Consider the following 26,336-nt stretch of genomic DNA (forward strand, 5'->3'; position numbering starts at 1 on the left):
TTATGCTTTGGATAACCAACTGGAATACAGACATGGACCTGGCCAACCTCAACGCCTTTATTGCCATCGCCGAGACGGGAAGCTTCTCCGGCGCGGGCGAACGGTTGCATCTGACTCAGCCGGCGATCAGCAAGCGCATCGCCGGGCTGGAGCAGCAACTGAAGGTGCGGCTGTTCGATCGGCTGGGCCGCGAAATCGGCCTGACCGAGGCCGGCCGCGCCCTGCTGCCCCGGGCCTATCAGATCCTGAATGTCCTCGATGATACGCGTCGTGCCCTGACCAACCTCACCGGGGAGGTGACCGGTCGTCTGACCCTGGCCACCAGTCACCACATCGGCCTGCACCGTTTACCGCCTTTATTAAGGGAGTTCACCCGGCGCTATCCCGAGGTGGCGCTGGATATCCAGTTTCTCGATTCGGAAGTGGCCTACGAAGAAATCCTCCATGGCCGGGCGGAACTGGCGGTCATCACCCTGGCGCCGGAACCCCATGCCCTGGTCAAGGCCACGCCGGTGTGGGACGACCCGCTGGACTTCGTGGTCGCCCCGGAGCATTCGTTGCTCAACAACGGCAAGGTCAGCCTCGCGGACATCGCCCATCACCCGGCGGTGTTCCCCGGCGGCAACACCTTTACCCACCACATCGTCCAGCGCCTGTTCGAGGCCCAGGGCCTGACGCCGAACATCGCCATGAGCACCAATTACCTGGAAACCATCAAGATGATGGTGTCGATCGGCCTGGCCTGGAGCGTCTTGCCACGCACCATGCTCGATGACCAGGTTGCGCGAATACCTTTACCGGGCATACAACTGACTCGCCAGCTAGGCTATATCCTGCACACAGAAAGGACGCTATCGAATGCAGCGCGGGCCTTCATGGCCTTGCTGGATGCCCAAATCGATCTGCCAGGGACTCAAGGCTAACTTGTGCTACTCCTATAGAGCCCGAATTTCTGTACCCGAGACCCAATTCAGCTCAAGGCTTGCCCATGCCGAAATCTGTTGACCGTATTCCGCCGATGCCGCGCATCCAGGCGCTTGACCCGAAAAGCTCCGAACAAAGCTGGGAAAGTGCCTCGCAATTGCTGGCCGCGCTTAACGGCGCGCGCCTGGGCGCGTGGTATTGGGATATCGAGCGTGGGCAGATCAGCTGGTCCCGGGGCACGCAGGCGCTGTTTGGCTTCGATCCCCGGCAACCATTGCCGGCCGACCTGGAATACCTCGACTTGTTGCCTCCGGAAGATCGGGCAAAGACCCTTCGCGCCTTCCATGCGGTGATCGCCGGCGCGCCGCTGGAGCAAGCGATGCACCACCGCGTTCGCTGGCCCGACGGCAGCCTGCATTGGCTGGAGATCAGCGGCAGCCTGCTGCCGGACAAGCACGGCCGTCCACGCATGATTGGCGTGATCCGCGAAATCACCCACCAACGCCTGCGCGAACAGGCGCTGAGCAGTTCGGAGAAACGCTTCGCGACGCTGTTTCACCTGTGCCCGAACATGGTCCTGCTGACACGCCAGGAAGACGGCCTGATCACCGAAGCCAACCAGTATTTCGAAAGCCTGTTCGGCTGGCCGGTCCAGGACGCGATCGGCCGCACCACGCTGGAACTGGGCCTCTGGGTGCACCCCGAGCAACGCGCGCAACTGGTCAAGGCCACCAAGGCCAAGGGCGAGCTGACCAGCATGGAGGTGCAGTTTCGCGCCAGCAACGGGCAGATCCACGATGGCATCCTGAGTGCACAAAAGGTCGAACTCGAAGGCCAGCCCTACCTGTTGAGCACCTTCCTCGATACCACCGAACGCAAAGCCGCCGAACACGCCCTCAAAGACAGCCAGGAGCGCCTCGACCTGGCCCTGGACTCGGCGCAACTGGGCACCTGGGACTGGCACATTCCCAGCGGCATGCTGTATGGCTCGGCCCGCGCCGCCCAGTTGCACGGCATGGAGGCCAAACCTTTCCATGAATCCTTCGACGACTTTTTCGAAGGCGTGCCCGGCGAAGAACGCGACACCATGCGCGATGCCTACCGCAGCCTGCGCGAAGGCCCGGCCGGCAACTATCAGCTGACCTATCGGGTGCAAATGCCCGACGGCAGCTCACGCTACCTGGAAAGCCGCGCCCGCCTCTACCGCGATGAAAACGGCGTGCCCTTGCGCATGGCCGGCACCCTGCTCGACATCACCGACCAGGTCGAGCGCGAACAACGCCTGGTGGCCTCCGAAGAGAAATTCGCCACCCTGTTCCAGGTCAGCCCGGACCCGATCTGCGTGACGCGCCAGGACACCGGGCAGTTCATCGAGATCAACTCCAGCTTCACCCAGACCTTTGGCTGGAGCACCGCCGATGTGATCGGGCGCAGCGCCGACGAAATCGGCCTGTGGGACGCTTCAGCAAAAAGCCTGCAGCGGATCGAACAGGTGATCCGCGAACAAGGCCTGAACAATGTGGCGATCCTCGTCCAGCACAAGGATGGGCAGTCGCTGACCTGCGTGATTTCCAGTCGCCAGATCAACGTCAGCGAACAGCCGTGCGTCGTCACCACCTTGCGCGACATCACCCAACAGCAACGCTCGGAAGCGGCGCTAAAGGCCAGCGAAGAGAAGTTCGCCAAGGCCTTCCACTCAAGCCCCGACGCCATCACCATCACTGAACGCGATACCGGACGCTATCTGGAGGTCAACGACGGTTTCTGCCGCCTGACCGGCTACCGCGCCGACGAAGTGATCGGCCGAACCGTGTACCAGGTAGGGATCTGGGCCGAAGAGAAACAACGCTCGACGTTGCTCGCCGAACTGCAGATCAAGGGCCGGGTTCATCACCAGGAAATGCTCGGGCGCAACAAGCGCGGCGAGTTGCTGACGGTAGAGGTGTCGGTAGAACCGATCACCCTCAACGAAACCGCGTGCCTGCTGTTGACCGCGCGGGACGTCAGCCTGCTGAAAAACGCCGAGGCGCAGATCCGCCACCTGGCCTACCACGACCCGCTGACCAACCTGCCCAACCGCGCACTGCTGATGGATCGCCTGAGCCAGCAGATCGCCCTGCTCAAGCGCCACAACCTGCGCGGCGCGTTGATGTTCCTCGACCTCGACCACTTCAAGCACATCAACGACTCCCTCGGCCATCCGGTGGGCGATACGGTGCTGAAAATCATCACCGCGCGCCTGGAAGCCAGCGTACGCATGGAAGACACCGTCGCGCGCCTGGGCGGGGATGAATTCGTGGTGCTGCTGAGCGGCCTCGAAGGCTCGCGCAACGAGGTCAGCGCTCAGGTCTGCGAGCTGGCCGATACCATTCGTGAGCTGCTGTCTGAACCGATGTTCCTCGACGGTCAGCGCCTGCAGGTGACGCCGAGTATCGGCATTGCCTTGATTCCTGACCACGGCTCCACGCCGACCGATTTGCTCAAGCGTGCCGATATCGCCCTTTATCGCGCCAAGGATTCAGGGCGCAATACCGCACAGATGTACCACAACACCATGCAGAAGGCCGCGAGCGAGCGCCTGCGCATGGAAACCGACCTGCGCCTGGCACTTTCACGCGGTGAGTTTCGCGTGCACTACCAACCCCAGGTGGACGCCCGGGATAACCGCATTGTTGGTGCCGAAGCGCTGGTGCGCTGGAACCATCCGGAACTCGGCGCACAGTCGCCCACCGAGTTCATCAAGGTGCTGGAAGACAGCGGATTGATTCTGGAGGTCGGCACCTGGATCGTCGACGAAGCCTGCCAGGCCTTCAGGCAACTGATCGCCGATGGCCTGGTGGACCCGCTGGAATTCAGCCTGTGCGTTAACATCAGCCCGCGCCAGTTCCGCCAGAACGACTTCGTCGAGCGCATCGAAAACAGCCTCGCCACCTACGGCCTGCCCTGCTCGCTGCTGAAACTGGAAATCACTGAAGGCATCGTCATCCAGAATCTGGAAGACACCATCAACAAGATGCTGCGCCTGAAAAAACTCGGCGTGAGCTTTGCCATGGACGATTTCGGCACCGGTTACTCCTCGCTGACCTACCTCAAGCGCCTGCCGGTCGACACCCTGAAAATCGACCAGTCGTTCATTCGCGACGCCACCACCGACCCCAACGATGCCGAGATCATCCGCGCCATCGTTGCCATGGCCCGCAGCCTGGGGTTGAAGATCATCGCCGAAGGAGTGGAGACCTCGGAACAGCTTGAGTTTTTGCAGGGCCTGGGCTGCCATCTGTATCAGGGGTATCTGCATAGCCGGCCGCTGCCGGTGGAGGATCTGCAAAAGCTCCTCCTGTAGGAGCGAGCATGCTCGCGATGGTCGTCAACGATAACGCTGGAAACCTGACACCCCGTGGCGCTCTCAGGTTCATCGCGAGCATGCTCGCTCCTACAAATCCCCACCTTCGATTCAATCTCCCTTTCCTACACGCATTCCAGAAACGTCCGATTTACCCCTGACACCTTCTTATTGAACCCTTGCGCTGCAGTTTGCCTTGCCTCCATTGCCTTGGAAGCGGGAGCAGATGGATCGCCAACAGACAAGGAGTTGAAGCAATGGCAAAGGGATATTTCATTCGCAAGGGTGACAAGACCAGTTGCGGTGGCGAGGTGCTCGAGGCCGATACCCGCGTGATGATGTTTGGCTTCGCCCATGCTCGCGCAGGGGATCGGGTTTCCTGTGGCAAGAACAATGAAACCTACCAAATCGTCGGTGGCATCTCGTACATGGACAGTCACGGCAGGCTGGTGGCTGGCTCGCTGGATAGCCGCAGCAGCTGTCCCTGCAAGGCCAGTCTCCTCCACTCGTTCACCAACGCCACCTACGAGTCCAGACAGGGTGCTGCGCCGCAAGCCGCGAGGAGTGCCCCTAAACAGGAGACCGCGCCCGTTGCGCCCAGCAATCCGGTCGCGCCGCGACAATCCGGTTTCACTTCAGCGCGGGCACCCTCACCGACGCTCAGCGAACGGCCTGGAACGGTCTGTGAAAACCTCTGGCGCGGCTACCAGCAGCGGGTCGAAAACGTCGTGGCGCCGGGCGGCAAGCTGATCGCCGACCCAAAGGCGCGCAACAAGGCGATCAATGCCGCCTACGCCCAGCTGTGGCGCCACGACCCACGTTTCCAGTGGGCCGGGCTGGCGGCGTTCGCCTCGAAACAGGTGGGCTGTGGATTGCTGCACGCGGCCGAAACGGTTGAGAAGATTCAGGCGGAAGAACAGGCGATACAGCAATTGAGGGACAGTGCCAGACAAGGACTGAGAGGCTTGCTCAGTCCCAGTGAGCGGGAAAAGCGCGCGACCATTCGGGCGTTTGAGCAGCGCCAGCACGAGTACGAACAGGCCAACCGTGACAACCCGGTGTGGGGCTTCACCCACTGGGGTGCCGACATTCCCTTGTCGTACTCGCAACGAATGTACCGGTTTGTGTACGAGATGCTGGCGATGGGTAATACCACGCTGTTCCTGGATGTGTATCCGTTGCATGTGTTCTACCAGGAACGGGGGTTGGAGGCGCTGAAGGATTGTTTGGCTTCAAGAAAGAATATCTTTGGCAGCGGTCAGTATCCGGTGCTGTGGCCGGTCGGGCAGGAAACATTAAGATTCGGAATTAACCACAAGGAAATCGTCTTGGCCTTCGAGGCGATCGAGGCGGGCAACATCGCCGAAAGTGTTGAGCATCTGGCCAAACACGAACAGCGGAATATTCTGCAACCAGCGATGTACAACGACAGCGGTCTGAAATGGTTATTGCGCGGTAACCATGCCTCCTACGTCACTAACATCCCCTCCGGTGCCGCCCAGGCCATCGAGCTGACGCTTGCCAGCCAGTGCCGTCCCATCGAGGACGGACGCACCATTGGTTTTGGCAGCAATCCCTTTGCCAACCTGGCTGACATCGAACGGCGCATGGCTTTTGTGCTCAAAGCCGCGGCGCAGTTTAACGATTTGCTGCATAGCGACCAGCGCGACCAGATTGAGCAATCGATTCGGGATATCGCCTTGGGTGGAGGCGTGCGGTGAACCTGATGCAACGCGTGGGCTCGCGACGCGGTGTGTTGGCACTGGCGATCGCGGCCCTCCTGACGTCAGCCGCGATTCAAGTACTCTCGGATGAGCCGGAAATCGCCCTGTTGATTGGCGAGCCTTACGAGTCTATGCGCCAGCGCTCCAGCGCAAGAATCGATCCAGTCATACCAGGGCACTCCTGGTTCAATGTTCCCAAGTCTGATGCCCGTCTGCGCTTCGCAGATCCTGAGTTTGGCTTTGTCACCCCGCTGGCCCGTTTCTTCACGGTGGGTTTTGGACGCGATGAACGGATCGACGGTGTCCGCATGTCCCCACAAATCGAGCCGCTATTACTCGACGACACCCTCAAGGTCGTACTGGATCTGCAAGAGCAATGGCGCAGAGCTGGCTGGACACCTATCCGCGTCGAGGAAGATCCACCTTTCGCCGACACGCCAGAATGGCGAGCCCAATTACGGGACGTGAACAAGGGCGGCACATCCTATTGGCATGCGGGCGAAACGTACCAGGTGATGTTGGTCGTTGGGCGCTTCAGGGACGAGAAGCGTCCCACAGAGGAGCGTTACCTCATCACCCTGTCACTGGCTACGCCATGGACGAATCCCTGACGTGGCTTTATCGCGACAAGATCACGCTTTGAGCATTAAACCCACGCACCAGGCGCCGTCCCCAAGTCCATCCCCGGATGCCATCTACACTCAGTAACCATATCGCCTCCCCCGAGACCTCATCAACGTGCCCAGCATCTACCAGATCAAACCCGCGTTCCAAAACCTCCTGCGCCCCCTGGTCCGGCGCTTGTTCGCCAAAGGCACCACCGCCAACCAGATCACCCTGATCGCGGGCATCGGCTCAATCCTGGTGGGCGCAGTGATCGCAGGTTTCGTGCATCACCCCTGGGTCTTTGCACTGGTACCCATCTGGATGATCGTGCGCATGGCGCTCAACGCCATCGACGGCATGCTGGCTCGAGAATTCGACCAGCAGTCGCGCCTGGGGGCCTATCTCAATGAGCTGTGCGACATCACCGCCGACTGCGCCTTGATCCTGCCCTTCGCCCTCCTGCCCGGTGTCAGCCTGTGGCTAGTGCTGCTGGTGACCCTGCTCGCCTTGTTCAGCGAATACAGCGGCGTGCTGGGGCCGATGGTCGGGGCTTCGCGGCGCTATGACGGGCCCATGGGCAAAAGTGACCGGGCTTTCGTGCTAGGGGTCGTGGCCGCCGGCATCGTACCGGGCTGGATCAGCCCATTCTGGATCAACACGGTATTCGCGATCATCGCGATGCTACTGGTCTACACCTTGGTAAACCGGGTCCGCCAGGGCCTCAGGGAAGCACAAATCGACAGCTCTTCAGCCTAAGGAAATGGCAATGCGCGAAGCACTACAACAGACATTCACCACCCACGACGACGTGCAATTGATCTACCGCCACTGGCCAGGCACCCCTGAACCGGGAGAGCCACGCAAGGCCGTACTGCTGTTTCACCGCGGCCATGAACACTCCGGGCGCATTGCCCATCTGGTGGATGAACTGGATCTGCCCGGCTTCGATTTCTTCGCCTGGGATGCCCGGGGTCATGGCCTCTCGCCGGGTGCTCGGGGCGACAGTCCCAGCTTTGCCACCAGCGTGCGGGACGTGCAGACCTTCTGCGAGCACCTGCGCGCGACCTACCAGATCTTTGAGGAAAACCTCGCGGTGATCGCCCAGAGCGTCGGCGCGGTGATCGTGGCCACCTGGGCCCACGATTACGCGCCACGCATACGTGCGCTGGTACTGGCGTCCCCGGCGTTCAAGGTCAAGCTCTATGTGCCTTTCGCCCGCCAGGGGTTGGCGATGATGCGCCGGTGGCGCGGCAATTTCTTCGTCAACAGCTACGTCAAGGCGCGCTTTCTGAGCCATGACCCGCAGCGCGTCGCCAGCTACGACAACGACCCACTGATCACCAAGGCCATTTCAGTCAATGTCCTGCTCGGTCTCTACGAGGCCGCCGACCGTGTTGTGGCCGATGCCCAGGCCATTGCGATACCCACTCAGTTGTTGATCTCCGGTGCCGACTTCGTCGTGCATCGCCAACCCCAGGAACAGTTCTTCGAGCGCCTGGGCACCCTGCGCAAGGAAAAACATATCCTGCCGGGGTTCTTCCACGACACCCTGGGCGAAAAGAACCGTGGACACGCCGTCGCCAGCGCACGGCGCTTCATCCTGCAGAACTTCGCACAACCGAGCGAACGCCCCAGCCTGCTGGCCGCCGACCGCCTGGGCCTGACCTGCGCCGAATCCGAATCATTGGCCGCGCCCCTGCCGCGCAACTCCCTGCGCGATCTGTATTGGCGCATGACCCGCGCCAGCATGCGCCTGGGCAGCCAACTGTCGACCGGGATCAAGCTGGGCTTCGACACCGGTTTCGACTCCGGAAGCACCCTGGACTACGTCTATCGCAACACCCCCACGGGCACCTCGGGTGTCGGCCGCATGATCGACCGCAATTACCTCGACTCCATCGGCTGGCGCGGCATTCGCCAACGCAAGCTGCACGTCGAAGAACTGCTGCGCCTGGCGATGCAGCAATTACGCGAACAGGGCCGCGAAGTGCGTATCGTCGACATCGCCGCCGGACACGGACGCTACATTCTCGAAGCCTTGCAGGGCGTCAGCCCGTTACCCGAATCGATCCTTTTGCGCGACTACAGCGATATCAACGTACGTGATGGCAGCGCGCTGATCCGCGAAAAAGGCCTGGAAGATATCGCCCGGTTCGTCAAGGGCGACGCCTTCGACCGTGCCGACCTGGCCGCGCTGGATCCCAAACCGACCCTGGCGGTGGTCTCCGGACTGTACGAGTTGTTCGCCGACAACCAAATGGTCTGCGCATCCCTCGCCGGGCTGGCCGAAGCCGTCGAGCCCGGTGGCTATCTGGTCTATACCGGTCAACCCTGGCACCCGCAGCTGGAACTGATCGCCCGCGCCTTGACCAGCCACCGTGAAGGCCAGGCCTGGGTCATGCGCCGGCGCACCCAGGCGGAAATGGACCAACTGGTGGAGGCCGCCGGCTTTCGCAAGGTCGGCATGCGCGTCGATGAGTGGGGCATCTTCAGCGTGGCTCTCGCGCAACGGGTGTCTTGATGCTGCGCAGCCCAACGACGGCACGCGAGCCCGGTTTGCTCAAGCCTGCGGTGCTCTGGCTGCTGCTCCTGGCGCCGTTGTTCTTCGGCACCTACGGTTTCGCCACCTGGTTCACCACCCAGCGCGACGATGTCGGCAGCCTGGTGTTCGACTGGGAAAACCACATGCCGTTCTGGGCCTGGACCATCGTCCCGTACTGGTCCATCGACTTGCTGTACGGGCTGTCCCTGTTGTTGCCCGATAGTCGCGAGGAACTCAAGCGCCACGCCTTGCGCCTGCTGACCGCGCAACTCATTGCAGTCAGTTGTTTTCTGATCTGGCCGTTGCGCTTCACCTTCGCCCGGCCGGAACTGGACGGCGTATTCGGCTGGCTGTTCGATGTCCTGGCAGGCTTCGACAAGCCGTTCAATCAGGCGCCATCGCTGCACATTGCGTTATTGGTCATCCTGTGGACCTGCTATCAACGGCACTTGCAGGGCTTCTGGCGCGGATTGATGCATGCCTGGTTTACCCTGATCGGGATCTCGGTGCTGACCACTTACCAACACCACTTCATTGATCTGCCTACCGGTGCGCTGCTTGGCTGGCTGTGTGTCTGGCTGTGGCCGCTGGAGGGACCGGGCCCTTTGCACCGTGCCCGACTGGCAACCGCGAAAAAACGCTGGCAACTGGCGCTGTATTACCTGCTGGGGGCTGCCGCTTTCGCCGTCCCGGCCTTTTACTTTGGGGGAACTTGGCTGTGGCTGACCTGGCCTGCATCGGCCTTACTGTTGGTGTCACTCAATTACGCCGTTCTGGATGCAGGAGGTTTTCAGAAGCGCGCCGATGGACGCCTGTCCCCCGCCGCACGCTGGTTGCTGGCGCCTTACCTGGCTGCCGCCTGGCTCAACTCGCGCCTGTGGACCCGCAACAATCCGCTGCCAGACCAGGTGCTCGATGACGTCTGGCTCGGGCGCATACCGACTCGCCGAGAACTCAAGGGCAGCGCCTTCACCGCAGTGTTCGACCTGTGTGCCGAACTGTCGCTCGATCCTGGCGCCGTCGCCTACCGCACGCTGCCTGTCCTGGACCTGACCGCCCCCACCACCGCGCAATGCCAGGAAGCCGCGCTGGTCATCGAAAGCCTGCGCCAGCACGGGCCGCTACTGGTCTGCTGCGCCTTGGGCTATTCGCGCAGCGCCACCGCAGTAGCCGCCTGGCTGTTGCACACCGGGCGGGCCAGCAGTGTCGCCGAAGCCTTTTTGCTGATCCAGCGCGCACGCCCGGGAATTGTCCTGGGGCCGCTTCACCGAGAGGCACTGGAGCCGCTGGCGACCCGCATGGAGGAGCACAGTGTCCATTGATATGCATTTGCAGGCGACAGCCAGCCTGTTGCGTCGTGGCGATTCACTGGATCGACTCTCCAACGGCCTCACCCTGCTGGGCGCCCTGCTCGGCCTGAGTCAGTACCTAATGCCCGGCCCGGGGTTGTGGAGCCTGGTCTGCAGCAGCGGGCTGCTGGTGCTCGGTCTGTGGCAAAAGTACTGGGCACTGCGGGTTGCCTTCGACGCCGATCTGTTCCGGCATCTTGCCAACCCTGCCGAAGAGCTCCCCCAGCGCACTCAAGCCCTGGACCAGGCACTGACAGCCTTGGGCCTGCAGCCCGCCGACCGCAGCGGCCGCCCCTGGAGCGAACGTATCGCCGGTGCCCTGAAACTATTACGCCGCCAGGCCCTGCTGGTGGCGGCACAACTGTTGTTGACCCTGGTTTTCATCCTGGCCAGCCCTTGGCTGTCCTTTGCTGGATAAGGAGATCTCATGCTCGAACCCGTGGTTGCCACCCTCATCACCTCGGCCGCGCGCCTGCTCACTGGAGCGCGCAGCCTATGGCTCGGTTGTGCGCCGCAATCGGTACAGCGCATCTATTTCGCCAACCACAGCAGTCATGGCGATTTCGTCCTGCTGTGGGCTTCGCTGCCGCCGACCCTGCGCACCATCACCCGGCCCGTGGCCGGCTCGGACTACTGGCTGAAAAGCACGCTGCGGCGCTACATCATCAACCAAGTGTTCAACGGCGTGCTGGTTGACCGTGAACGCAAGGAACCTGCCGACACTCCCTTACAGCCCATGCTCGATGCCCTGGAAAACGGCGACTCGCTGATCATCTTCCCCGAAGGCACGCGCAACCCCGATGAGGGTTTGCTGCCGTTCAAGAGCGGGCTGTACCACCTGGCACGACAGTATCCCCAGGCGCAGTTGATCCCGGTGTGGATCGCCAATCTCAACCGCGTCATGCCCAAGGGGCGAGTCCTGCCGCTGCCGCTGTTATGCACCATCAGTTTTGGCGCCGCGCTGACCCTGGACGAAGACGAAAGCAAGACGCACTTTCTCGAACGCAGTCGCGACGCGCTGCTAAGCCTGGCCGGAGAGCATGCCTGACATGGATAGACAAACGTTGATGTTGTTCGGCGGGATTGGCGCGTTTCTGCTGCTGGCCTCGGCGATTGGTTTCGTGCTCAAGCGCCGCAGCCACGGCAGCCCCAACCCAGTGATCGACAACCTCAACGCCCGGATCAACGCCTGGTGGGTGATGGTACTGGTGATCGGGATCGCCTTCTGGCTCGGTACCACGGCGGTGATCCTGCTGTTCTACTTCGTGTCCTTCTACGCCCTGCGCGAATTCATGACCCTCACGCCCACCCGCCGCAGCGACTACCCGGCATTGGTCGCGGCCTTCTATCTGGCGCTGCCGCTGCAGTACCTGTTGATCTACTACGACTGGTACGGGCTGTTTTCGATCTTCATTCCTGTCTACGTATTCCTGCTCCTGCCGATCCTGGCGTCCCTGGGCGGCGACAGCACGCACTTCCTCGAGCGCGCCTCGAAAGTCCAGTGGGGCCTGATGATCGCGGTGTTCTGCGTATCGCACGTACCCGCCCTGCTGACCCTGGACATCGCCGGTTATGAGGGGCGAAACCTGCTGTTGATCGCCTATCTGGTGATCGTGGTGCAGATGTCGGATGTACTGCAGTACGTGTGCGGCAAATTGTTCGGCAAACGCAAGATTGCGCCGAACCTGTCGCCGTCCAAGACAGTGGAAGGCTTTGTCGGTGGCATTCTGCTGGCCTCGTTGATCGGCTGTGCATTGTGGTGGATCACGCCGTTCACCGCCTGGCAGTCGCTGCTCATCGCCCTGCTGATCAACCTGCTGGGCTTCGCCGGCGGCATCGTGATGTCGGCGATCAAGCGCGACCGTGGGGTAAAGGACTGGGGGCACATGATCGAGGGTCATGGCGGCATGCTCGATCGCCTGGATTCGGTGTGTTTTGCGGCGCCGATTTTCTTTCATCTAGTGCGGTATGGGTGGACTTGACGGCATTGACCCCAGCCGCATGAGCGGACTAGCAGTTCTGATAGTGGGCAGAAACTGAAAATGCGCCAATGCTTTAAGTCCAGCCTCATGGACCTTGATCGGAGTTCAGCCAATGCCCATATCACCTCGCCAGAATCTACTGTGCAGTTACCGCTACGATGCCCTGGATCGATCAATTAATTGGGCGCCGATTGGGCAAGCCGGCATTCAATGCTTTTACTGCAAAGACCGCTTGGCCACTGAAATCCAGGACTCGGTCAAGCACAGTATTTTTCAACATGACGACCAAGTGTTGGCGCAACAGCACCATATGGACGACAAGGTCGACATCACTCTGCTGTCAACCGACCTGCAAGGGTCGTTATTGAACGCTCTCGACGCACACCAACCACATCCCATTGCTTACACGCCCTATGGTCATCGTCTTCCCGGTAACGGTTTGTTTAGTCTGCTCGGATTCAATGGCGAACGGCCGGATCCGGTGACCGGGCATTATCACTTGGGGCATGGGTATCGGCAGTTCAATCCGGTGTTGATGCGATTTAACAGTCCGGACAGTTTAAGTCCGTTTGGGAAGGGTGGATTGAACGCTTATGTTTATTGTGGAGGCAATCCAGTTTTGAATACTGATCCAACAGGTCGATATATTGAGAAGGTCATAAGTAAGATGACCTCAAGGATTCGCCGAAGAACCGGACGCAAAGAATTATCGCCTCACACCAGAGTCGCAATAGCAGAAACGCAGCCCCTCCCAAATGGCCTGGGCGGCCCTTCAAACCCGGACAATGTTATTACGCAAGTTTTTTATAAACATAAGTTAACAAGCGCCGACACTGAACTTCTCGACTCTCTAAAGAGCGGAACGCCTGAACAGGCACTAGAGTTACTGAAGCGCGCAGGAGAATTCAAACCACAGCTCGACAGAAGAAGTGCCGTAGTGGCAGACGTATTAGATGGATGGAATCGTAAAAGCCCTATCAACACTAAGATCATGCGACGTCGAATGATAGACTACAATCTAGAATTTCGTGACGCGCTTCTAAACTTGAAGGTCATTGCACCGGATAATGCTATTGGCGCGACCTCCCGCAACACAGAGGGGCTAAGTAGTTTATCTTCCCATGGTCATCAATTCTCAGTAGAAGCAGACAATAAAAATATACGGAAATGAACGAAAGCTAATTTTAAAGCAATGGAATTAACGATCACAAAAAAGGGCGCTAGCGGCGCCCTTTTTCATTGATTCAACTCAATGCTGCAAAGCTGGCTTCTCCATCCCATTAATCGGGATGCGCTTGGCTTTCGCCTCTTCCGGAACAACCCGCAACAGGTCGATGCTCAACAGACCGTTGCGCAGGTCCGCGGCCTTGATTTCGATGTGATCGGCCAGGCGGAACGACAGCTTGAACGCACGCTGGGCAATGCCCTGGTGCAGGAAGGTCACGCCTTCATTAGCGTCGCGCTTGCCACCGCTGATGGTCAGTACACCCTTCTCGACTTGCAGCTCCAGGTCTTCTTCCTGGAAGCCGGCAGCCGCCACGACGATGCGGTATTGATCGTCGCCGTGTTTTTCGACGTTGTAGGGTGGGTAGGTGCTGCCTGGCTCGTTGCGCAGCGCGGTTTCGAACAAGTCGTTGAAGCGGTCAAAACCGACAGAGGAACGGAACAGTGGGGCCAGGGAAAATGCAGTAGTCATGATTCAAATCTCCTGAAAACAATCAGCAAGGTTTTATGTCTCCGCGACCCGAATTCGGCATCGCGTAACCCTTAGATAGGGACCGCTGATTGCTTTTCAAGAGATTATTTTCTGCTTTTTTTAAAAATTTTTCAGGCTGCCTCAGCCACCTGCAGCCCCAGCAGACGGGAAACCTGGTCCAGTTCGGTCTCACGGCGCAGCACGCTGAACAACTCTACCGCCTCGGGATAATTGCGGGTCAACATCGCCAGCCATTGCTTCAAGCGGCCCGGCGATTGACGCGCTGTCATCTGCGCCTTGGCTTGCAGCCAGAAATCCTGGATGAGCGGCAGCAGTTCGGCCCAAGTCATCTCGACGACCTCCTCGCCGGCCCGCGCCGCCGCGATTTGCCGGGCCAGATCGGGGCGCGAGACTAGGCCGCGACCGAGCATGATGTCTTCCACGCCGCTGATTTCCCGGCAACGACGCCAGTCTTCGACGCTCCAGATATCGCCGTTGGCGAACACCGGCACCTTGACCACGTCTTGCACCCGCGGGATCCATTCCCAATGGGCGGGAGGCTTGTAGCCATCCACCTTGGTCCGGGCATGCACCACGATATGCTCGGCACCGCCCTCGGCCAGCGCCGTGGCGCACACCAGCGAACCGTCCGGACTATCAAAGCCCAGGCGCATCTTGGCCGTTACCGGAATGTGCGCCGGAACGGCGCGACGCACATGCTCGACGATCTGGTTGAGCAGCTCAGGCTCTTTGAGCAACACCGCGCCGCCGCGGGACTTGTTCACGGTCTTGGCCGGGCAACCGAAGTTCAGGTCGATCACTTCAGAGCCCAGTTCGCAGGCCAGCGCGGCGTTTTCCGCCAGGCACACCGGATCGGAACCCAACAGTTGCACCCGTAACGGCACGCCGGAGGTAGTCCGGGCACCGTTGAGCAACTCTGGGCCGAATTTGTGGAAGTAGGCCGGCGTGAGCAACTGGTCGTTGACCCGAATGAACTCGGTTACGCACCAATCGATGCCACCCACTCGGGTCAGCACGTCGCGCAGGATGTCGTCGACCAGCCCCTCCATGGGCGCCAAGGCAATTTGCATGAAAAACACACTCAAGGAAAAACGTGCGGCATTTTACTGGTTTCAGCGGGAATCTGCAGATTCCTTGTAGGAGCGAGCATGCTCGCGAAAAACGTCCAGACAACGCGACCCTTCAGGTAGGGCGCGTTTTCGTTGACGACCATCGCGAGCATGCTCGCTCCTACAGGGGGGTGTCAGGCGGGGGTTTGCAGCGCCGGGCCGTAGCCTTCGATGAACTCGGCGGGCATACGCTTGGGCTTGCCGGTGGACAGCTCAATGCAGACAAAGGTGGTCTGAGCACGCAGCAGCGTCGAGTTGTCACTGGGACGCTTCAACTGGAAATGACGGGTCATTCTCAGGCGCTGGTCCCAATCGACGATCCAGGTCGCCAATTGCAACTCGTCGCCTTCATAGGCGGCCGCCAGGTAATCGATCTCGTGCCGCACCACCGCCATCGCCCGGTTCAGTCGTCGATACTCGACCAGATCCAGGCCAAGGCGCTGGGAGTGGCGCCACGCACAGCGTTCGAGCCAGGTCACGTACACCGCGTTATTGGCGTGCCCCAGCCCATCGATATCTTCGGCGCCCACTTGCAGATCAATGATAAATGGCGTTGCCCGATCCCAGCCCATGCCCCACTCCCCGGTCAGATTGATTCGACCGGGGCAGTGTAACGGATGCTCAGGCCGATTGGCGCGATTGCAGACTGCGACCGGACAGCAGTGATAACACACCATCAATCACCCGCGGGTCGGCCAGCACCCGCTGATGACCGCCTTCCTGCAGACGCAGCAGACGACTGTCGAACCAGGCCTCGTGGATCAGTTGCGATTCCTTGACCGGGACATGGGTGTCATCTTCGGCATGCACGATCAGGCCAGGCATGTCGAGTTGGTAGTGCGCGACATCCAGCATCGCAGCACGCATGCCGACGTCACTCTCGACCTGGCGGATGAACGCCGAGCGAGCTTTCGGGGGCAGCCCTACATAGCGGGCGAAACCGCGCAATACACCAAGAATTCGCGCCGGGGCGGCAATGCTGACCAGGGTTTCGGTGCGCAGGCCCAATTGCACGGCAAGCATGGCACTGGCGCCGCCCATGGAGTGGCCGATGACCGCTTGCAGTGGCGGCAACTCGGCGGCGGCTTCGAGCATGGCACGGGCGAACAGCACCACATTCGCCTCGCGCCCGGGTGAGCGACCGTGCGCCGGGCCGTCCAGCGCGACAACCGAATAACCGGCATCGACCAGTGCGGTGATCAGGCTGGCAAACTGCGTGGGCCGACCTTCCCAGCCGTGCATCAGCAACACCGCCGGGCCTTGCCCCCAGCGCAAAGCCGAGAGGCCGAAACGCAAAGTGATTCGTTCGGATTTGGCCAGCAGCGGCAATTCCCAATCACGCGGTGGAAAATCGCGCGGCGTCATGAACGCCAACCGCATTTTGCTCGCCACCAGCCTGGGGGCGAACCAGCCCAAGGTGCCATTAACGCCACGAACCCACTTCAACGTGCTCATCGCATTCTCCCCAGGCCGCAGCCTTCAGGTCAACGCACCGCCGACTTGGCCGCGCGCAGCAAACGATCGGATAAATCACCGGGTCCCAGCGCCCGTGCCAGCGCGAGGCCGCCCACCATCAAGGCCAGGTCGGCCAGGGCTTTGTCGGTGTCTTCAGGACTGGCCGCCAACTGCGCGACCATCAGCTCCATGTGTTCATTCAGGGCGATTCGAAACGCCTCAGGCAGGCGTCCGAGTTCACCGATCGAGGCCGGGATCGGACACGCAGACTCGCTGGAATCACGGTGTTTGCGTGACAGATAAAACGCAGCGACCAGGGTGCGGCGCTCTTCACCGGTCAATTCGGCATCCATGTCGGCAATCAGGTCACGACGATGACCCAGCAACTGCTTGAACGCTTCCAGCATCATTGCGTCCTTGCTTTCGAAGTGCGCATAAAAGCCGCCGACGGTCAGGCCGGCTGCGCCCATCACTTCGCCAACGCTCGGCTCGGCCGGACCACGCTGAATCAGCGCGGCGCTGGCAGCCTTGAGGATGCGTTCGCGGGTTTGAGCTTTTTTATCGTTCATCGTTGCCTCCGAATATTACGACTAGAATATTATTCTCATAATAATTTTCTGCAAGTCGTGGATGTGACCGCTGGTCTGAAGAACAGTTTGAGAGAAAGAGGGAGATTTGGCCAAACGCCAGACAAACAAAAGGGCCATTCAATAATTGAATGACCCTTATAAAATCCCGCAGAGCGGGTAATCGTGGCGTCCCCTAGGGGACTCGAACCCCTGTTACCGCCGTGAAAGGGCGGTGTCCTAGGCCACTAGACGAAGGGGACACAAACCCTTCTATACAACTGATCAGTGCTGAGAGCTGATCGATTCAAGGCCGGTGTGGCCAGACCTTGAACTGTAAAATTGGTGGAGCTAAGCGGGATCGAACCGCTGACCTCCTGCATGCCATGCAGGCGCTCTCCCAGCTGAGCTATAGCCCCGGATTTTTCGCCTCGCGGCGGAGCGACATCTTGCAACATCGCTTCTGTAAAACTGGCGTCCCCTAGGGGACTCGAACCCCTGTTACCGCCGTGAAAGGGCGGTGTCCTAGGCCACTAGACGAAGGGGACGCAAACCCTTCTATACAACTGATCAACGCTGAGTGTTGATCGCTTCAAGGCCGGTGTGGCCAGACCTCGAAGTGTAAATTGGTGGAGCTAGACGGGATCGAACCGTCGACCTCTTGCATGCCATGCAAGCGCTCTCCCAGCTGAGCTATAGCCCCTCATCGTTGATGTCATCGCTGAGGACGGGGCGAATCTTAAGGGCGTATCGAAAGCCTGTCAAACTTATTTTCAAAAATTTTTAAAATTTTTTGCCGACATAACAATCACTTACCGCCCTCCCCCCGAAAAATCGGGGGTCTGAGGACCACCGCGCGCCCAACGACGGGCGTACACAATGGCCATCAGTCCTTCATCAAGCGTGTCAGGCGATAGCGCCCAACAGCTTTTCCCACTCCTTGTTTTCTTTCTTCGACACACCGCCCAGCAGGTCAAGCGCCTGGCGCAAACGGAATCGGGTCAGGTCCGGCCCGAGGATTTCCATCGCATCGAGCACCGACACCGAGCTGGCCTGGCCGGTGATCGCGGCGAACATCAGCGGCATGGCGTCACGCAGCTTCAGCTCCAGGGATTCGACCACCGCCTGGATGGTCGCGGTGATGCTGTCCTTCTCCCACTGGCGCAGGCTTTCGAGCTTCCACAGGATCAACTGCATCAACTGGCGAACCTGATCGCCCGACAGCTTCTTCGATTCGAACAACTTGGCGTCCGGATTCACGCCACCAGCAAAGAAAAACCCGGCCAGGGGTGCAACCTGACTGAAGGTTTCGACACGGCCCTGGACGTGCGGCGCGATCTTCATCATGTATTCGGAATTGAACGCCCATTTCTGCACGCGTGCGGCGAATTCTTCCACCGGCAAGTCGCGCAGCCACTGGCCGTTGAGCCACGACAGTTTCTCGATGTCGAAGATCGGCCCGCCGAGGGAGACACGCTTGAGGTCGAAGTTGTCGACCATCTCCTGCAGCGAGAACTTCTCGCGCTCGTCCGGCATCGACCAGCCCATGCGCCCCAGGTAGTTGAGCATGGCTTCGGGCATGAAGCCCATGCGCTCGTAGAAGGTCACCGACGTCGGGTTCTTGCGCTTGGACAGCTTGCTCTTGTCCGGGTTACGCAGCAGCGGCATGTAGCACAGCTCCGGTTGTTCCCAGCCGAAGTATTCGTACAAGAGGATCAGTTTCGGCGCCGACGGCAGCCACTCTTCGCCACGCAGCACGTGGGTGATGCCCATCAGGTGGTCATCGACCACGTTGGCCAGGAAGTACGTCGGCAGGCCGTCGGTCTTCATCAGGACTTGCATGTCCATGCGGTCCCACGGGATTTCCACGTCGCCACGCAGCATGTCCGGCACCACGCAGACGCCTTCGCTCGGCACCTTCATGCGGATCACGTGCGGTTCGCCAGCGGCAAGGCGGCGCGCCACTTCTTCCTTGGACAGCAACAGCGCACGGCCGTCGTAACGTGGGGTTTCGCCACGGGCCATTTGTTCGGCGCGCATCTGGTCCAGCTCTTCGGCGGTGCAGAAGCACGGGAAAGCGTGACCGAGCTCCACAAGCTGCTGGCAGTACTTCTGATAGATCTCGCCGCGCTCGCTTTGACGGTACGGACCGTGCGGGCCGCCAACGTCCGGGCCTTCGCTCCAGTCGATACCCAACCAGCGCAGGGCGTCGAAAATCTGTTGTTCGGACTCGCGGGTCGAACGCAACTGGTCGGTGTCTTCGATCCGCAGGATGAACTCACCGCCGTGCTGCTTGGCAAAGCAGTAGTTGAACAATGCGATGTAAGCGGTACCTACGTGGGGGTCCCCGGTAGGCGATGGCGCGATGCGCGTGCGGACGGTGGTCATGGCAAGTCTCGAAATGAAGATCAAACAAAGGGGCGAATGGTAACAGGCGACACCCGCCCCGCTCCAGCTAACAGGGCATTTAAGCCAAGATTGCGCCTACAACGCCCGTATGCCGCGGTGAATGGCCAAATATCAGCCGATGGCATTTACCGTTTATCGGCTGTATGCCAGATTCACCTGCTGATAACTTTCCTTACATATTCTCGACTACAGTTTGCCCCATGCCTGCCCAACTCAAGCGTCGCCTGTCCATCTTCCTGTTGATTGTCCTGCTGATTGCCGGGGGCTTTTTTGCCCATTGGTTTTTCAACGGGCGGTTTTATGAAAGCACGGACAACGCCTATGTCCAGGGCGAAATCACCCGGGTGTCGAGCCAGTTGGGGGCGCGTATCGATCAGGTGCTGGTGCAGGACAACCAGCACGTCGAGAAAGGCCAGTTGCTGATCAAGCTCGAAGGTGATGATTTCCGCCTTGCGGTCGACCGCGCCAACGCGACACTCGCCACCCGCCAGGCCGAACGCCTGCAAGCCCAGAGCAAACTGACCCAGCAGGCCAGCCTGATTGCCGCCAGCGACGCGCAAGTGGCATCCAGCCAGGCGAGCCTCGGCCGTTCACAGATCGACCTGACCCGCGCCGAGACCTTGCGCAAGCCCGGTTATGTCTCGGAAGAACGCGTGACCACGCTCTCCGCCGACAATCACATTGCCCGCTCCCAGTTGCTCAAGGCCCAGGCGGACGCTCAGGGCCAGCGCCAGCAAATCAACGCGCTGAACGCCGAAATCAAACGCCTCGATGCGCAGATCGCCAATGCCAAGGCCGACCTGGCCCAGGCCGAGCTGAACCTCACCCGCAGTGAAATCCATGCGCCGATCAGCGGCCTGATCGGCCAGCGCGCCGCGCGCAATGGCCAATACGTGCAGGCCGGCGCCTATCTGCTGTCGGTGGTGCCCGATGAAGACATCTGGATTCAGGCCAACTTCAAGGAAACCCAGATTGGCCACCTGCACCCCGGACAGAAAGCCGAGCTGACTTTCGACGCCTACGGCGACACGCCGATCCAGGCGCGGGTCGACAGCCTGTTCGCCGCCTCGGGTGCGCAGTTCAGCCTGTTGCCGCCAGACAATGCCACCGGCAACTTCACCAAAGTCGTGCAACGGATACCGGTGAAACTCACCTTCGCCGCAGACAACCCTTTGCGCGGCAAGATCCGGCCAGGCATGTCAGTCACCGCTAAAGTGAACATCAAGGACAAACCTGAAGATGTCACGGCCAAATTGAGCATCAAAGACAGCCCAGAAGATGGCCGGTGATCAACTGATCCGCCCGGTCGGGGAACCGACCCGGCGGGACTGGATCGCGGTGATGAGCGTGATGCTCGGCGCCTTCATGGCGGTGCTCGACATCCAGATCACCAACTCCTCGCTCAAGGACATTCAAGGCGCGTTGTCGGCAACGCTGGAAGAGGGCTCGTGGATTTCCACCTCGTACCTGGTGGCGGAAATCATCATGATCCCGTTGACCGCGTGGCTGGTGCAGCTGCTGTCGGCGCGACGACTGGCGGTGTGGGTGTCCCTCGGTTTTCTCTTCGCCTCGCTGCTGTGTTCCATGGCCTGGAGCCTGGAAAGCATGATTGTCTTTCGCGCCCTCCAGGGTTTTACCGGTGGCGCGCTGATTCCGCTGGCGTTCACCCTTACGCTGATCAAACTCCCCGAACATCACCGCGCTAAAGGCATGGCCATGTTTGCGATGACGGCAACCTTCGCCCCCTCCATCGGCCCGACGCTGGGGGGCTGGTTGACCGAAAACTGGGGCTGGGAATACATCTTCTACATCAACATTCCACCCGGCCTGATCATGATCGCCGGCCTGATGTACGGCCTGGAGAAGAAAGAAGCGCACTGGGAACTGCTCAAAAGCACCGACTACGCCGGCATTGTTACACTGGGCGTCGGCCTGGGCTGTCTGCAGGTGTTCCTGGAAGAAGGCCATCGCAAGGACTGGCTTGAGTCGGATCTGATCGTGACACTGGGCAGCATCGCCCTGATCAGCCTCATCACCTTCGTGATCGTGCAGTTTTCCAAACCCAATCCGCTGATCAACCTCGGCATTCTGGGCAATCGCAACTTCGGTCTATCGAGTATTTCCAGCATCGGGATGGGGGTTGGCCTGTACGGGTCGATCTACCTGTTGCCGTTATATCTGGCGCAGATTCAGAACTACAACGCCCTGCAGATCGGCGAAGTGATCATGTGGATGGGCGTGCCGCAGCTGTTCCTGATTCCGCTGGTACCCAAGTTGATGAAGATTGTCTCGCCGAAATGGCTGTGCACGATTGGCTTCGGCCTGTTCGGCCTGGCGAGTTTTTCTTCGGGCGTGCTGAACCCGGACTTTGCCGGACCACAGTTCAACCAGATCCAGATCGTTCGCGCATTGGGCCAGCCGCTGATCATGGTCACCATTTCGCTGATCGCCACGGCGTACATCCTGCCCCAGGATGCGGGGTCGGCGTCGAGCCTGTTCAACATCCTGCGCAACCTCGGTGGCGCCATCGGCATCGCCCTCCTCGCCACACTGCTGGATGCGCGGACCAAGACATACTTCGATTACTTGCGCGAAGCGATCGTGCCGACCAACCCGCAGGTGGCGGAGCGCCTGGCTTCGTTGACCAACACCCTGGGCAACGAAACGGCGGCCCTGGGCAAGCTCAGTGAGATTGCCCATCAGCAGGCGTCGATCATGGCGTACAACGATGCGTTTCATTTTGTCGGGATAGCGCTGGGGGTGAGCATGCTGGCGGTGTTGTTGACCAGGACATTGCCGGCGGGGTTGAAAGTTGGCGAAGCGCATTGAGACCGAGTCGCCCCCTTCGCGAGCAGGCTCGCTCCCACAGGAATTACGCTGAACCTTGTGGGAGCGAGCCTGCTCGCGAAGGGGCCCGCGCACTCAACGCAAATCTCAAACCGTGATCAACCGCTCCCGCAACTTGGCAATCTCGTCACGCATCTGCGCCGCCGCTTCGAATTCCAGGTCACGCGCCAGCTGGTACATCTTCTCTTCCAGCGCTTTGATGCGCTTGGCGATTTCGCCCGGTGACCGCAGTTCGGCTTCGTACCTGGCGTTTTCCTCGGCGGCCTTGGCCATGCCCTTGCGCTTCTTGCTGCGCGAACCCGGCACGGTGGCGCCTTCCATGATGTCGGCAACGTCCTTGAACACGCCCTTGGGCGTGATGCCGTTGGCCAGGTTGAAGGCGATCTGCTTGTCGCGGCGACGCTCGGTTTCGCCAATCGCCCGCTCCATGGAGCCGGTGATCCGGTCGGCATACAGAATCGCCCGACCATTGAGGTTACGCGCCGCCCGGCCGATGGTCTGGATCAGCGAACGCTCGGAACGCAGGAAGCCTTCCTTGTCGGCATCGAGAATCGCCACCAGCGACACTTCCGGCATGTCCAGGCCCTCGCGCAGCAGGTTGATCCCCACCAGTACATCGAAGGTGCCAAGGCGCAAATCGCGGATGATTTCCACCCGCTCCACGGTATCGATGTCCGAGTGCAGATAGCGCACGCGCACGCCGTGATCGGCCAGGTAGTCGGTCAAGTCCTCGGCCATGCGCTTGGTCAGCGTGGTGACCAGCACTCGCTCTTCCAGAGCGACGCGCTTGGTGATTTCCGACAGCAAGTCGTCGACCTGGGTCAGTGCCGGGCGGATCTCGATTTGCGGGTCCACCAGCCCGGTCGGACGCACCACCATGTCAATGACGCGCCCGGCGTGCTCGGCTTCATAGTTGCCCGGTGTCGCCGAGACAAAAATCGTCTGAGGGCTGATGCTTTCCCATTCGTCGAAACGCATCGGCCGGTTATCCAGTGCCGATGGCAGACGGAAGCCGTACTCCACCAGCGTCTCTTTACGCGAGCGGTCACCTTTGTACATGGCACCGACTTGCGGCACGCTGACGTGGGATTCGTCGATCACCAGCAAGGCGTCGGCCGGCAGGTAATCGTAAAGGGTCGGTGGCGGCGCGCCGGCTTCACGGCCGGACAGGTAGCGCGAGTAGTTTTCGATGCCGTTGCAGTAGCCTAGTTCGAGGATCATCTCCAGATCGAAACGGGTGCGCTGCTCCAGACGCTGTGCTTCCACCAGTTTGTTGTTGGAACGCAGGTATTCCAGGCGCTCCTGCAACTCGACCTTGATCCCTTCGACGGCGCCCATCAGGGTTTCCCGTGGCGTCACGTAGTGGCTTTTCGGGTAGAAGGTGAAACGCGGCAGCTTGCGAATGACTTCACCGGTCAGCGGATCGAATGCCGACAGGCTTTCCACTTCATCGTCGAAGAGTTCGATGCGGATCGCTTCGAAATCCGATTCCGCCGGGTGGATATCAATCACGTCGCCGCGCACCCGGAAGGTCGCACGGGCGAATTCCATGTCGTTGCGGGTGTATTGCAGGTCGGCCAGGCGCCGCAACAATTCACGCTGGTCGAGCTTGTCGCCGCGATCCACGTGCAAAACCATCTTCAGATAGGTTTCCGGGCTGCCCAGACCGTAGATGCACGACACCGTGGTGACGATGATCGCGTCCTTGCGCTCCAGCAAAGCCTTGGTCGCCGAAAGTCTCATCTGCTCGATATGATCGTTGATCGAGGCGTCTTTCTCGATGAAGGTGTCCGAAGACGGCACGTAGGCTTCAGGCTGGTAGTAGTCGTAGTAGGAAACGAAGTACTCGACGGCATTGTTCGGGAAAAACGCCTTGAACTCGCCGTACAACTGCGCGGCGAGGGTCTTATTGGGCGCCAGCACCAGGGTCGGGCGCTGTACCTGGGCGATCACGTTGGCGATGCTGAAGGTCTTGCCCGAACCGGTTACACCGAGCAACGTCTGGTGCGCCAGCCCGGCTTCGATGCCCTCGACCATCAGCCGGATGGCTTCCGGTTGATCGCCGGCGGGCTCGAAGCGGGTGACTAGCTGGAATTCAGACATGAAATACCTCTCGGTTCTCGGAGCAGGGATATCGCACCTGCACAGTCAAACCGGCAGGAACGAGATAGGCCGCAAACGACGCACGTCGCCCGAGGAAAATACTGGATTGTGCTCAATGTGGAGCCGATTGCCCGCGCTTTCAAGGCAAACGTCCTACATCCCTTGAAGTCTTTGACGCAGGCATTCGACTAACGGTCGAAAAATAATCGGAAAAACTTACTGTAAAAGCCGAATCGTCTGTCGCCATTGATCGCGGATGGCCTCTATACTAGCTCCCCGTTTGTGCACCGCTCTAGTGCATTCGGCTGGAGCGCGACACGTCCCTCCACTCTCCATTCAGAGCCGCCGCAAAAATGAGCCTGTTCTCCGCTGTCGAAATGGCACCACGCGATCCAATCCTGGGCCTCAACGAAGCATTCAACGCCGATACCCGTACCGACAAGGTCAACCTGGGAGTCGGTGTTTATTGCAACGAGGAGGGGAAAATTCCACTCCTGCGCGCCGTTGTCGAAGCCGAAACCATTCGCGCCGCTCAACACGTTTCCCGTGGCTACCTGCCAATCGACGGCATCGCCGCCTACGACCAGGCTGTGCAAAAACTGCTGTTCGGCAACGATTCGCCACTGATCGCCGCTGGCCGTGTCATCACCACCCAGGCCGTTGGCGGTACTGGCGCACTGAAAATCGGTGCCGACTTCCTCAAGCAACTGCTGCCGAACGCCGTTGTTGCGATCAGCGATCCAAGCTGGGAAAACCACCGCGCGCTGTTCGAAACCGCTGGTTTCCCGGTGCAGAACTATCGCTACTACGATGCCGCCACCCATGACGTGAACCGGGTTGGTCTGCTGGAAGACCTGAACGCCCTCCCGTCCGGCTCGATCATCGTGCTGCACGCCTGCTGCCACAACCCGACCGGAGTGGACCTGAGCCCGGCGGACTGGAACAACGTTCTGGAAGTGGTGAAAGCCAAAGGTCACGTGCCGTTCCTCGACATGGCCTACCAAGGCTTCGGCGATGGCATCGACGAAGACGCCGCTGCCGTGCGCCTGTTTGCCGAATCGGGCCTGACCTTCTTCGTTTCCAGCTCGTTCTCCAAATCGTTCTCGCTGTACGGCGAGCGCGTTGGCGCCCTGTCGATCGTCAGCGAATCAAAAGAAGAAAGCGCGCGCATACTGTCGCAAGTCAAACGCGTGATCCGCACCAACTACTCCAACCCGCCGACCCACGGTGCAAGCATCGTCGCCGCCGTACTCAACAGCCCGGAGCTGCGCGCCCAATGGGAAGCCGAGCTGGCCGAAATGCGCCTGCGCATTCGTGGCATGCGCACGCAGATGGTCGACACCCTGGCGAAAAACGCGCCCCAGCGCGATTTCAGCTTCGTCGGTCGTCAACGCGGCATGTTCTCCTACTCCGGCCTGACCGTTGAACAAGTGCATCGTCTGCGCAACGAGTTCGGGATCTACGCCCTGGACACCGGCCGTATCTGCGTGGCTGCGTTGAACCAGAGCAACATCAAGGCTGTGACGGATGCGATTGTTCAGGTGATCTGAACCGCGTCGTGATATGAAAAACGGGAAGCCTTCGGGCTTCCCGTTTTTTATTTGTCGCAGATAATTTTCGGCAACCAGAGCGAGCCCTCTAAACTGCACACATCTATCCA

The 26,336-nt window shown here is 60.2% G+C and carries 22 protein-coding genes and 4 tRNA genes; 14 read left to right on the top strand and 12 right to left on the bottom strand.

The features are described from left to right. Positions 1-32 precede the first annotated feature (32 nt). From ACA054_RS22655 to ACA054_RS22705, 11 genes are all read left to right on the top strand, one after another. Complete coding sequence (locus ACA054_RS22655; RefSeq protein WP_497686248.1) at positions 33-923, top strand: LysR family transcriptional regulator; 891 nt, start codon at positions 33-35, stop codon at positions 921-923. A gap of 65 nt (positions 924-988) precedes the next feature. Then, a complete protein-coding gene (locus ACA054_RS22660; protein ID WP_497686249.1) occupies positions 989-4,267 on the top strand; it encodes a PAS domain S-box protein in 3,279 nt (1,092 codons plus the stop codon). Between the two features lie 257 nt (positions 4,268-4,524). Next, positions 4,525-5,988, top strand: coding sequence for a PAAR domain-containing protein (locus ACA054_RS22665; RefSeq protein ID WP_497686250.1), 1,464 nt, complete (start codon positions 4,525-4,527; stop codon positions 5,986-5,988). Then, complete coding sequence (locus ACA054_RS22670) at positions 5,985-6,602, top strand: hypothetical protein (RefSeq protein WP_497686251.1); 618 nt, start codon at positions 5,985-5,987, stop codon at positions 6,600-6,602. Before ACA054_RS22665 ends, ACA054_RS22670 begins: the two co-directional genes overlap by 4 nt. A 127-nt stretch (positions 6,603-6,729) precedes the next feature. Continuing rightward, the gene (locus tag ACA054_RS22675) at positions 6,730-7,353 is read left to right on the top strand and encodes a CDP-alcohol phosphatidyltransferase family protein (RefSeq protein WP_497686252.1); all 624 of its coding nucleotides are present in this window, start codon (positions 6,730-6,732) and stop codon (positions 7,351-7,353) included. A gap of 10 nt (positions 7,354-7,363) precedes the next feature. Beyond that, entirely contained in the window at positions 7,364-9,118 is a 1,755-nt protein-coding gene (locus tag ACA054_RS22680; RefSeq protein WP_497686253.1) for a bifunctional alpha/beta hydrolase/class I SAM-dependent methyltransferase, read from the top strand. Further along, entirely contained in the window at positions 9,118-10,461 is a 1,344-nt protein-coding gene (locus tag ACA054_RS22685; protein ID WP_497686254.1) for a phosphatase PAP2/dual specificity phosphatase family protein, read from the top strand. Before ACA054_RS22680 ends, ACA054_RS22685 begins: the two co-directional genes overlap by 1 nt. Next, a complete protein-coding gene (locus ACA054_RS22690) occupies positions 10,451-10,906 on the top strand; it encodes a hypothetical protein (RefSeq protein ID WP_497686255.1) in 456 nt (151 codons plus the stop codon). Before ACA054_RS22685 ends, ACA054_RS22690 begins: the two co-directional genes overlap by 11 nt. 9 nt (positions 10,907-10,915) lie before the next feature. Then, positions 10,916-11,536 (top strand): lysophospholipid acyltransferase family protein, encoded by a 621-nt coding sequence (locus ACA054_RS22695; protein WP_497686256.1) that lies wholly within the window; start codon positions 10,916-10,918, stop codon positions 11,534-11,536. A gap of 1 nt (position 11,537) precedes the next feature. Continuing rightward, positions 11,538-12,470 carry a phosphatidate cytidylyltransferase gene (locus ACA054_RS22700; protein ID WP_497686257.1) on the top strand — a complete coding sequence of 311 codons (933 nt, stop codon included), beginning with the start codon at positions 11,538-11,540 and terminating at the stop codon, positions 12,468-12,470. Positions 12,471-12,582: 112 nt separating this feature from the next. Then, a complete protein-coding gene (locus ACA054_RS22705; protein ID WP_497686258.1) occupies positions 12,583-13,641 on the top strand; it encodes an RHS repeat-associated core domain-containing protein in 1,059 nt (352 codons plus the stop codon). Positions 13,642-13,719: 78 nt separating this feature from the next. Here ACA054_RS22705 and ACA054_RS22710 read toward each other — a convergent pair whose 3' ends face one another. The 11 genes from ACA054_RS22710 to gltX form a co-directional block, all read right to left on the bottom strand. Continuing rightward, positions 13,720-14,166: an Hsp20 family protein gene (locus tag ACA054_RS22710; protein WP_497635773.1), complete on the bottom strand. Its 447-nt coding sequence runs from the start codon at positions 14,164-14,166 to the stop codon at positions 13,720-13,722. Between the two features lie 131 nt (positions 14,167-14,297). Further along, positions 14,298-15,257 (bottom strand): tRNA dihydrouridine synthase, encoded by a 960-nt coding sequence (locus ACA054_RS22715; protein ID WP_497686259.1) that lies wholly within the window; start codon positions 15,255-15,257, stop codon positions 14,298-14,300. A gap of 11 nt (positions 15,258-15,268) precedes the next feature. Further along, positions 15,269-15,409: a hypothetical protein gene (locus ACA054_RS22720; protein WP_497686260.1), complete on the bottom strand. Its 141-nt coding sequence runs from the start codon at positions 15,407-15,409 to the stop codon at positions 15,269-15,271. Positions 15,410-15,430: 21 nt separating this feature from the next. Then, the gene (locus ACA054_RS22725) at positions 15,431-15,868 is read right to left on the bottom strand and encodes an acyl-CoA thioesterase (protein ID WP_497686261.1); all 438 of its coding nucleotides are present in this window, start codon (positions 15,866-15,868) and stop codon (positions 15,431-15,433) included. A gap of 49 nt (positions 15,869-15,917) precedes the next feature. After that, on the bottom strand, positions 15,918-16,751 hold the full coding sequence (locus tag ACA054_RS22730; protein WP_497686262.1) for an alpha/beta fold hydrolase: 834 nt from the start codon (positions 16,749-16,751) through the stop codon (positions 15,918-15,920). Between the two features lie 29 nt (positions 16,752-16,780). Then, positions 16,781-17,320 carry a TetR/AcrR family transcriptional regulator gene (locus ACA054_RS22735; protein WP_497686263.1) on the bottom strand — a complete coding sequence of 180 codons (540 nt, stop codon included), beginning with the start codon at positions 17,318-17,320 and terminating at the stop codon, positions 16,781-16,783. A 184-nt stretch (positions 17,321-17,504) separates the two neighbouring features. Then, positions 17,505-17,580: transfer RNA gene (locus ACA054_RS22740), tRNA-Glu, on the bottom strand. Positions 17,581-17,660: 80 nt separating this feature from the next. Then, positions 17,661-17,736, bottom strand: a tRNA-Ala gene (locus ACA054_RS22745). A gap of 53 nt (positions 17,737-17,789) precedes the next feature. Beyond that, a tRNA-Glu gene (locus ACA054_RS22750) sits at positions 17,790-17,865 on the bottom strand. A gap of 79 nt (positions 17,866-17,944) precedes the next feature. Next, positions 17,945-18,020, bottom strand: a tRNA-Ala gene (locus ACA054_RS22755). A gap of 203 nt (positions 18,021-18,223) precedes the next feature. Continuing rightward, positions 18,224-19,705, bottom strand: a complete 1,482-nt coding sequence (gene gltX, locus ACA054_RS22760; RefSeq protein ID WP_497686264.1) for a glutamate--tRNA ligase — start codon at positions 19,703-19,705, stop codon at positions 18,224-18,226. 221 nt (positions 19,706-19,926) lie between these two features. Here gltX and ACA054_RS22765 point away from each other — a divergent pair, with 221 nt between their 5' ends. Together ACA054_RS22765 and ACA054_RS22770 are read left to right on the top strand one after the other, a co-directional pair. Next, a complete protein-coding gene (locus ACA054_RS22765) occupies positions 19,927-21,015 on the top strand; it encodes an HlyD family secretion protein (RefSeq protein WP_497686265.1) in 1,089 nt (362 codons plus the stop codon). Continuing rightward, positions 21,005-22,555, top strand: a complete 1,551-nt coding sequence (locus ACA054_RS22770; protein WP_497686266.1) for an MDR family MFS transporter — start codon at positions 21,005-21,007, stop codon at positions 22,553-22,555. The genes ACA054_RS22765 and ACA054_RS22770 overlap by 11 nt, the downstream gene beginning before the upstream one ends. Positions 22,556-22,660: 105 nt before the next feature. Here the strand turns inward: ACA054_RS22770 and uvrB are convergent, their stop codons facing one another. After that, entirely contained in the window at positions 22,661-24,676 is a 2,016-nt protein-coding gene (gene uvrB / locus ACA054_RS22775; protein WP_497686267.1) for an excinuclease ABC subunit UvrB, read from the bottom strand. Between the two features lie 353 nt (positions 24,677-25,029). Between uvrB and ACA054_RS22780 the strand changes: the two genes are divergently transcribed. Beyond that, positions 25,030-26,226 (top strand): amino acid aminotransferase, encoded by a 1,197-nt coding sequence (locus ACA054_RS22780; RefSeq protein ID WP_497686268.1) that lies wholly within the window; start codon positions 25,030-25,032, stop codon positions 26,224-26,226. The last annotated feature ends 110 nt before the right edge of the window (positions 26,227-26,336 follow it).

This window comes from Pseudomonas sp. LBUM1653, assembly GCF_059716115.1.

Excerpts from the sequence above, each read along its gene's own strand:
- ACA054_RS22685 (WP_497686254.1), top strand. The coding sequence starts at position 9,118 with ATGCTGCGCAGCCCAACGACGGCACGCGAGCCCGGTTTGCTCAAGCCT.
- ACA054_RS22765 (WP_497686265.1), top strand. The coding sequence starts at position 19,927 with ATGCCTGCCCAACTCAAGCGTCGCCTGTCCATCTTCCTGTTGATTGTC.
- uvrB (WP_497686267.1), bottom strand. The coding sequence starts at position 24,676 with ATGTCTGAATTCCAGCTAGTCACCCGCTTCGAGCCCGCCGGCGATCAA.
- ACA054_RS22770 (WP_497686266.1), top strand. The coding sequence starts at position 21,005 with ATGGCCGGTGATCAACTGATCCGCCCGGTCGGGGAACCGACCCGGCGG.
- ACA054_RS22715 (WP_497686259.1), bottom strand. The coding sequence starts at position 15,257 with ATGCAAATTGCCTTGGCGCCCATGGAGGGGCTGGTCGACGACATCCTG.
- ACA054_RS22725 (WP_497686261.1), bottom strand. The coding sequence starts at position 15,868 with ATGGGCTGGGATCGGGCAACGCCATTTATCATTGATCTGCAAGTGGGC.
- ACA054_RS22720 (WP_497686260.1), bottom strand. The coding sequence starts at position 15,409 with ATGCTCGCGATGGTCGTCAACGAAAACGCGCCCTACCTGAAGGGTCGC.
- ACA054_RS22655 (WP_497686248.1), top strand. The coding sequence starts at position 33 with ATGGACCTGGCCAACCTCAACGCCTTTATTGCCATCGCCGAGACGGGA.
- ACA054_RS22700 (WP_497686257.1), top strand. The coding sequence starts at position 11,538 with ATGGATAGACAAACGTTGATGTTGTTCGGCGGGATTGGCGCGTTTCTG.
- ACA054_RS22710 (WP_497635773.1), bottom strand. The coding sequence starts at position 14,166 with ATGACTACTGCATTTTCCCTGGCCCCACTGTTCCGTTCCTCTGTCGGT.
- ACA054_RS22665 (WP_497686250.1), top strand. The coding sequence starts at position 4,525 with ATGGCAAAGGGATATTTCATTCGCAAGGGTGACAAGACCAGTTGCGGT.
- ACA054_RS22735 (WP_497686263.1), bottom strand. The coding sequence starts at position 17,320 with ATGAACGATAAAAAAGCTCAAACCCGCGAACGCATCCTCAAGGCTGCC.
- ACA054_RS22695 (WP_497686256.1), top strand. The coding sequence starts at position 10,916 with ATGCTCGAACCCGTGGTTGCCACCCTCATCACCTCGGCCGCGCGCCTG.
- ACA054_RS22680 (WP_497686253.1), top strand. The coding sequence starts at position 7,364 with ATGCGCGAAGCACTACAACAGACATTCACCACCCACGACGACGTGCAA.
- ACA054_RS22660 (WP_497686249.1), top strand. The coding sequence starts at position 989 with ATGCCGAAATCTGTTGACCGTATTCCGCCGATGCCGCGCATCCAGGCG.
- gltX (WP_497686264.1), bottom strand. The coding sequence starts at position 19,705 with ATGACCACCGTCCGCACGCGCATCGCGCCATCGCCTACCGGGGACCCC.
- ACA054_RS22705 (WP_497686258.1), top strand. The coding sequence starts at position 12,583 with ATGCCCATATCACCTCGCCAGAATCTACTGTGCAGTTACCGCTACGAT.
- ACA054_RS22730 (WP_497686262.1), bottom strand. The coding sequence starts at position 16,751 with ATGAGCACGTTGAAGTGGGTTCGTGGCGTTAATGGCACCTTGGGCTGG.
- ACA054_RS22780 (WP_497686268.1), top strand. The coding sequence starts at position 25,030 with ATGAGCCTGTTCTCCGCTGTCGAAATGGCACCACGCGATCCAATCCTG.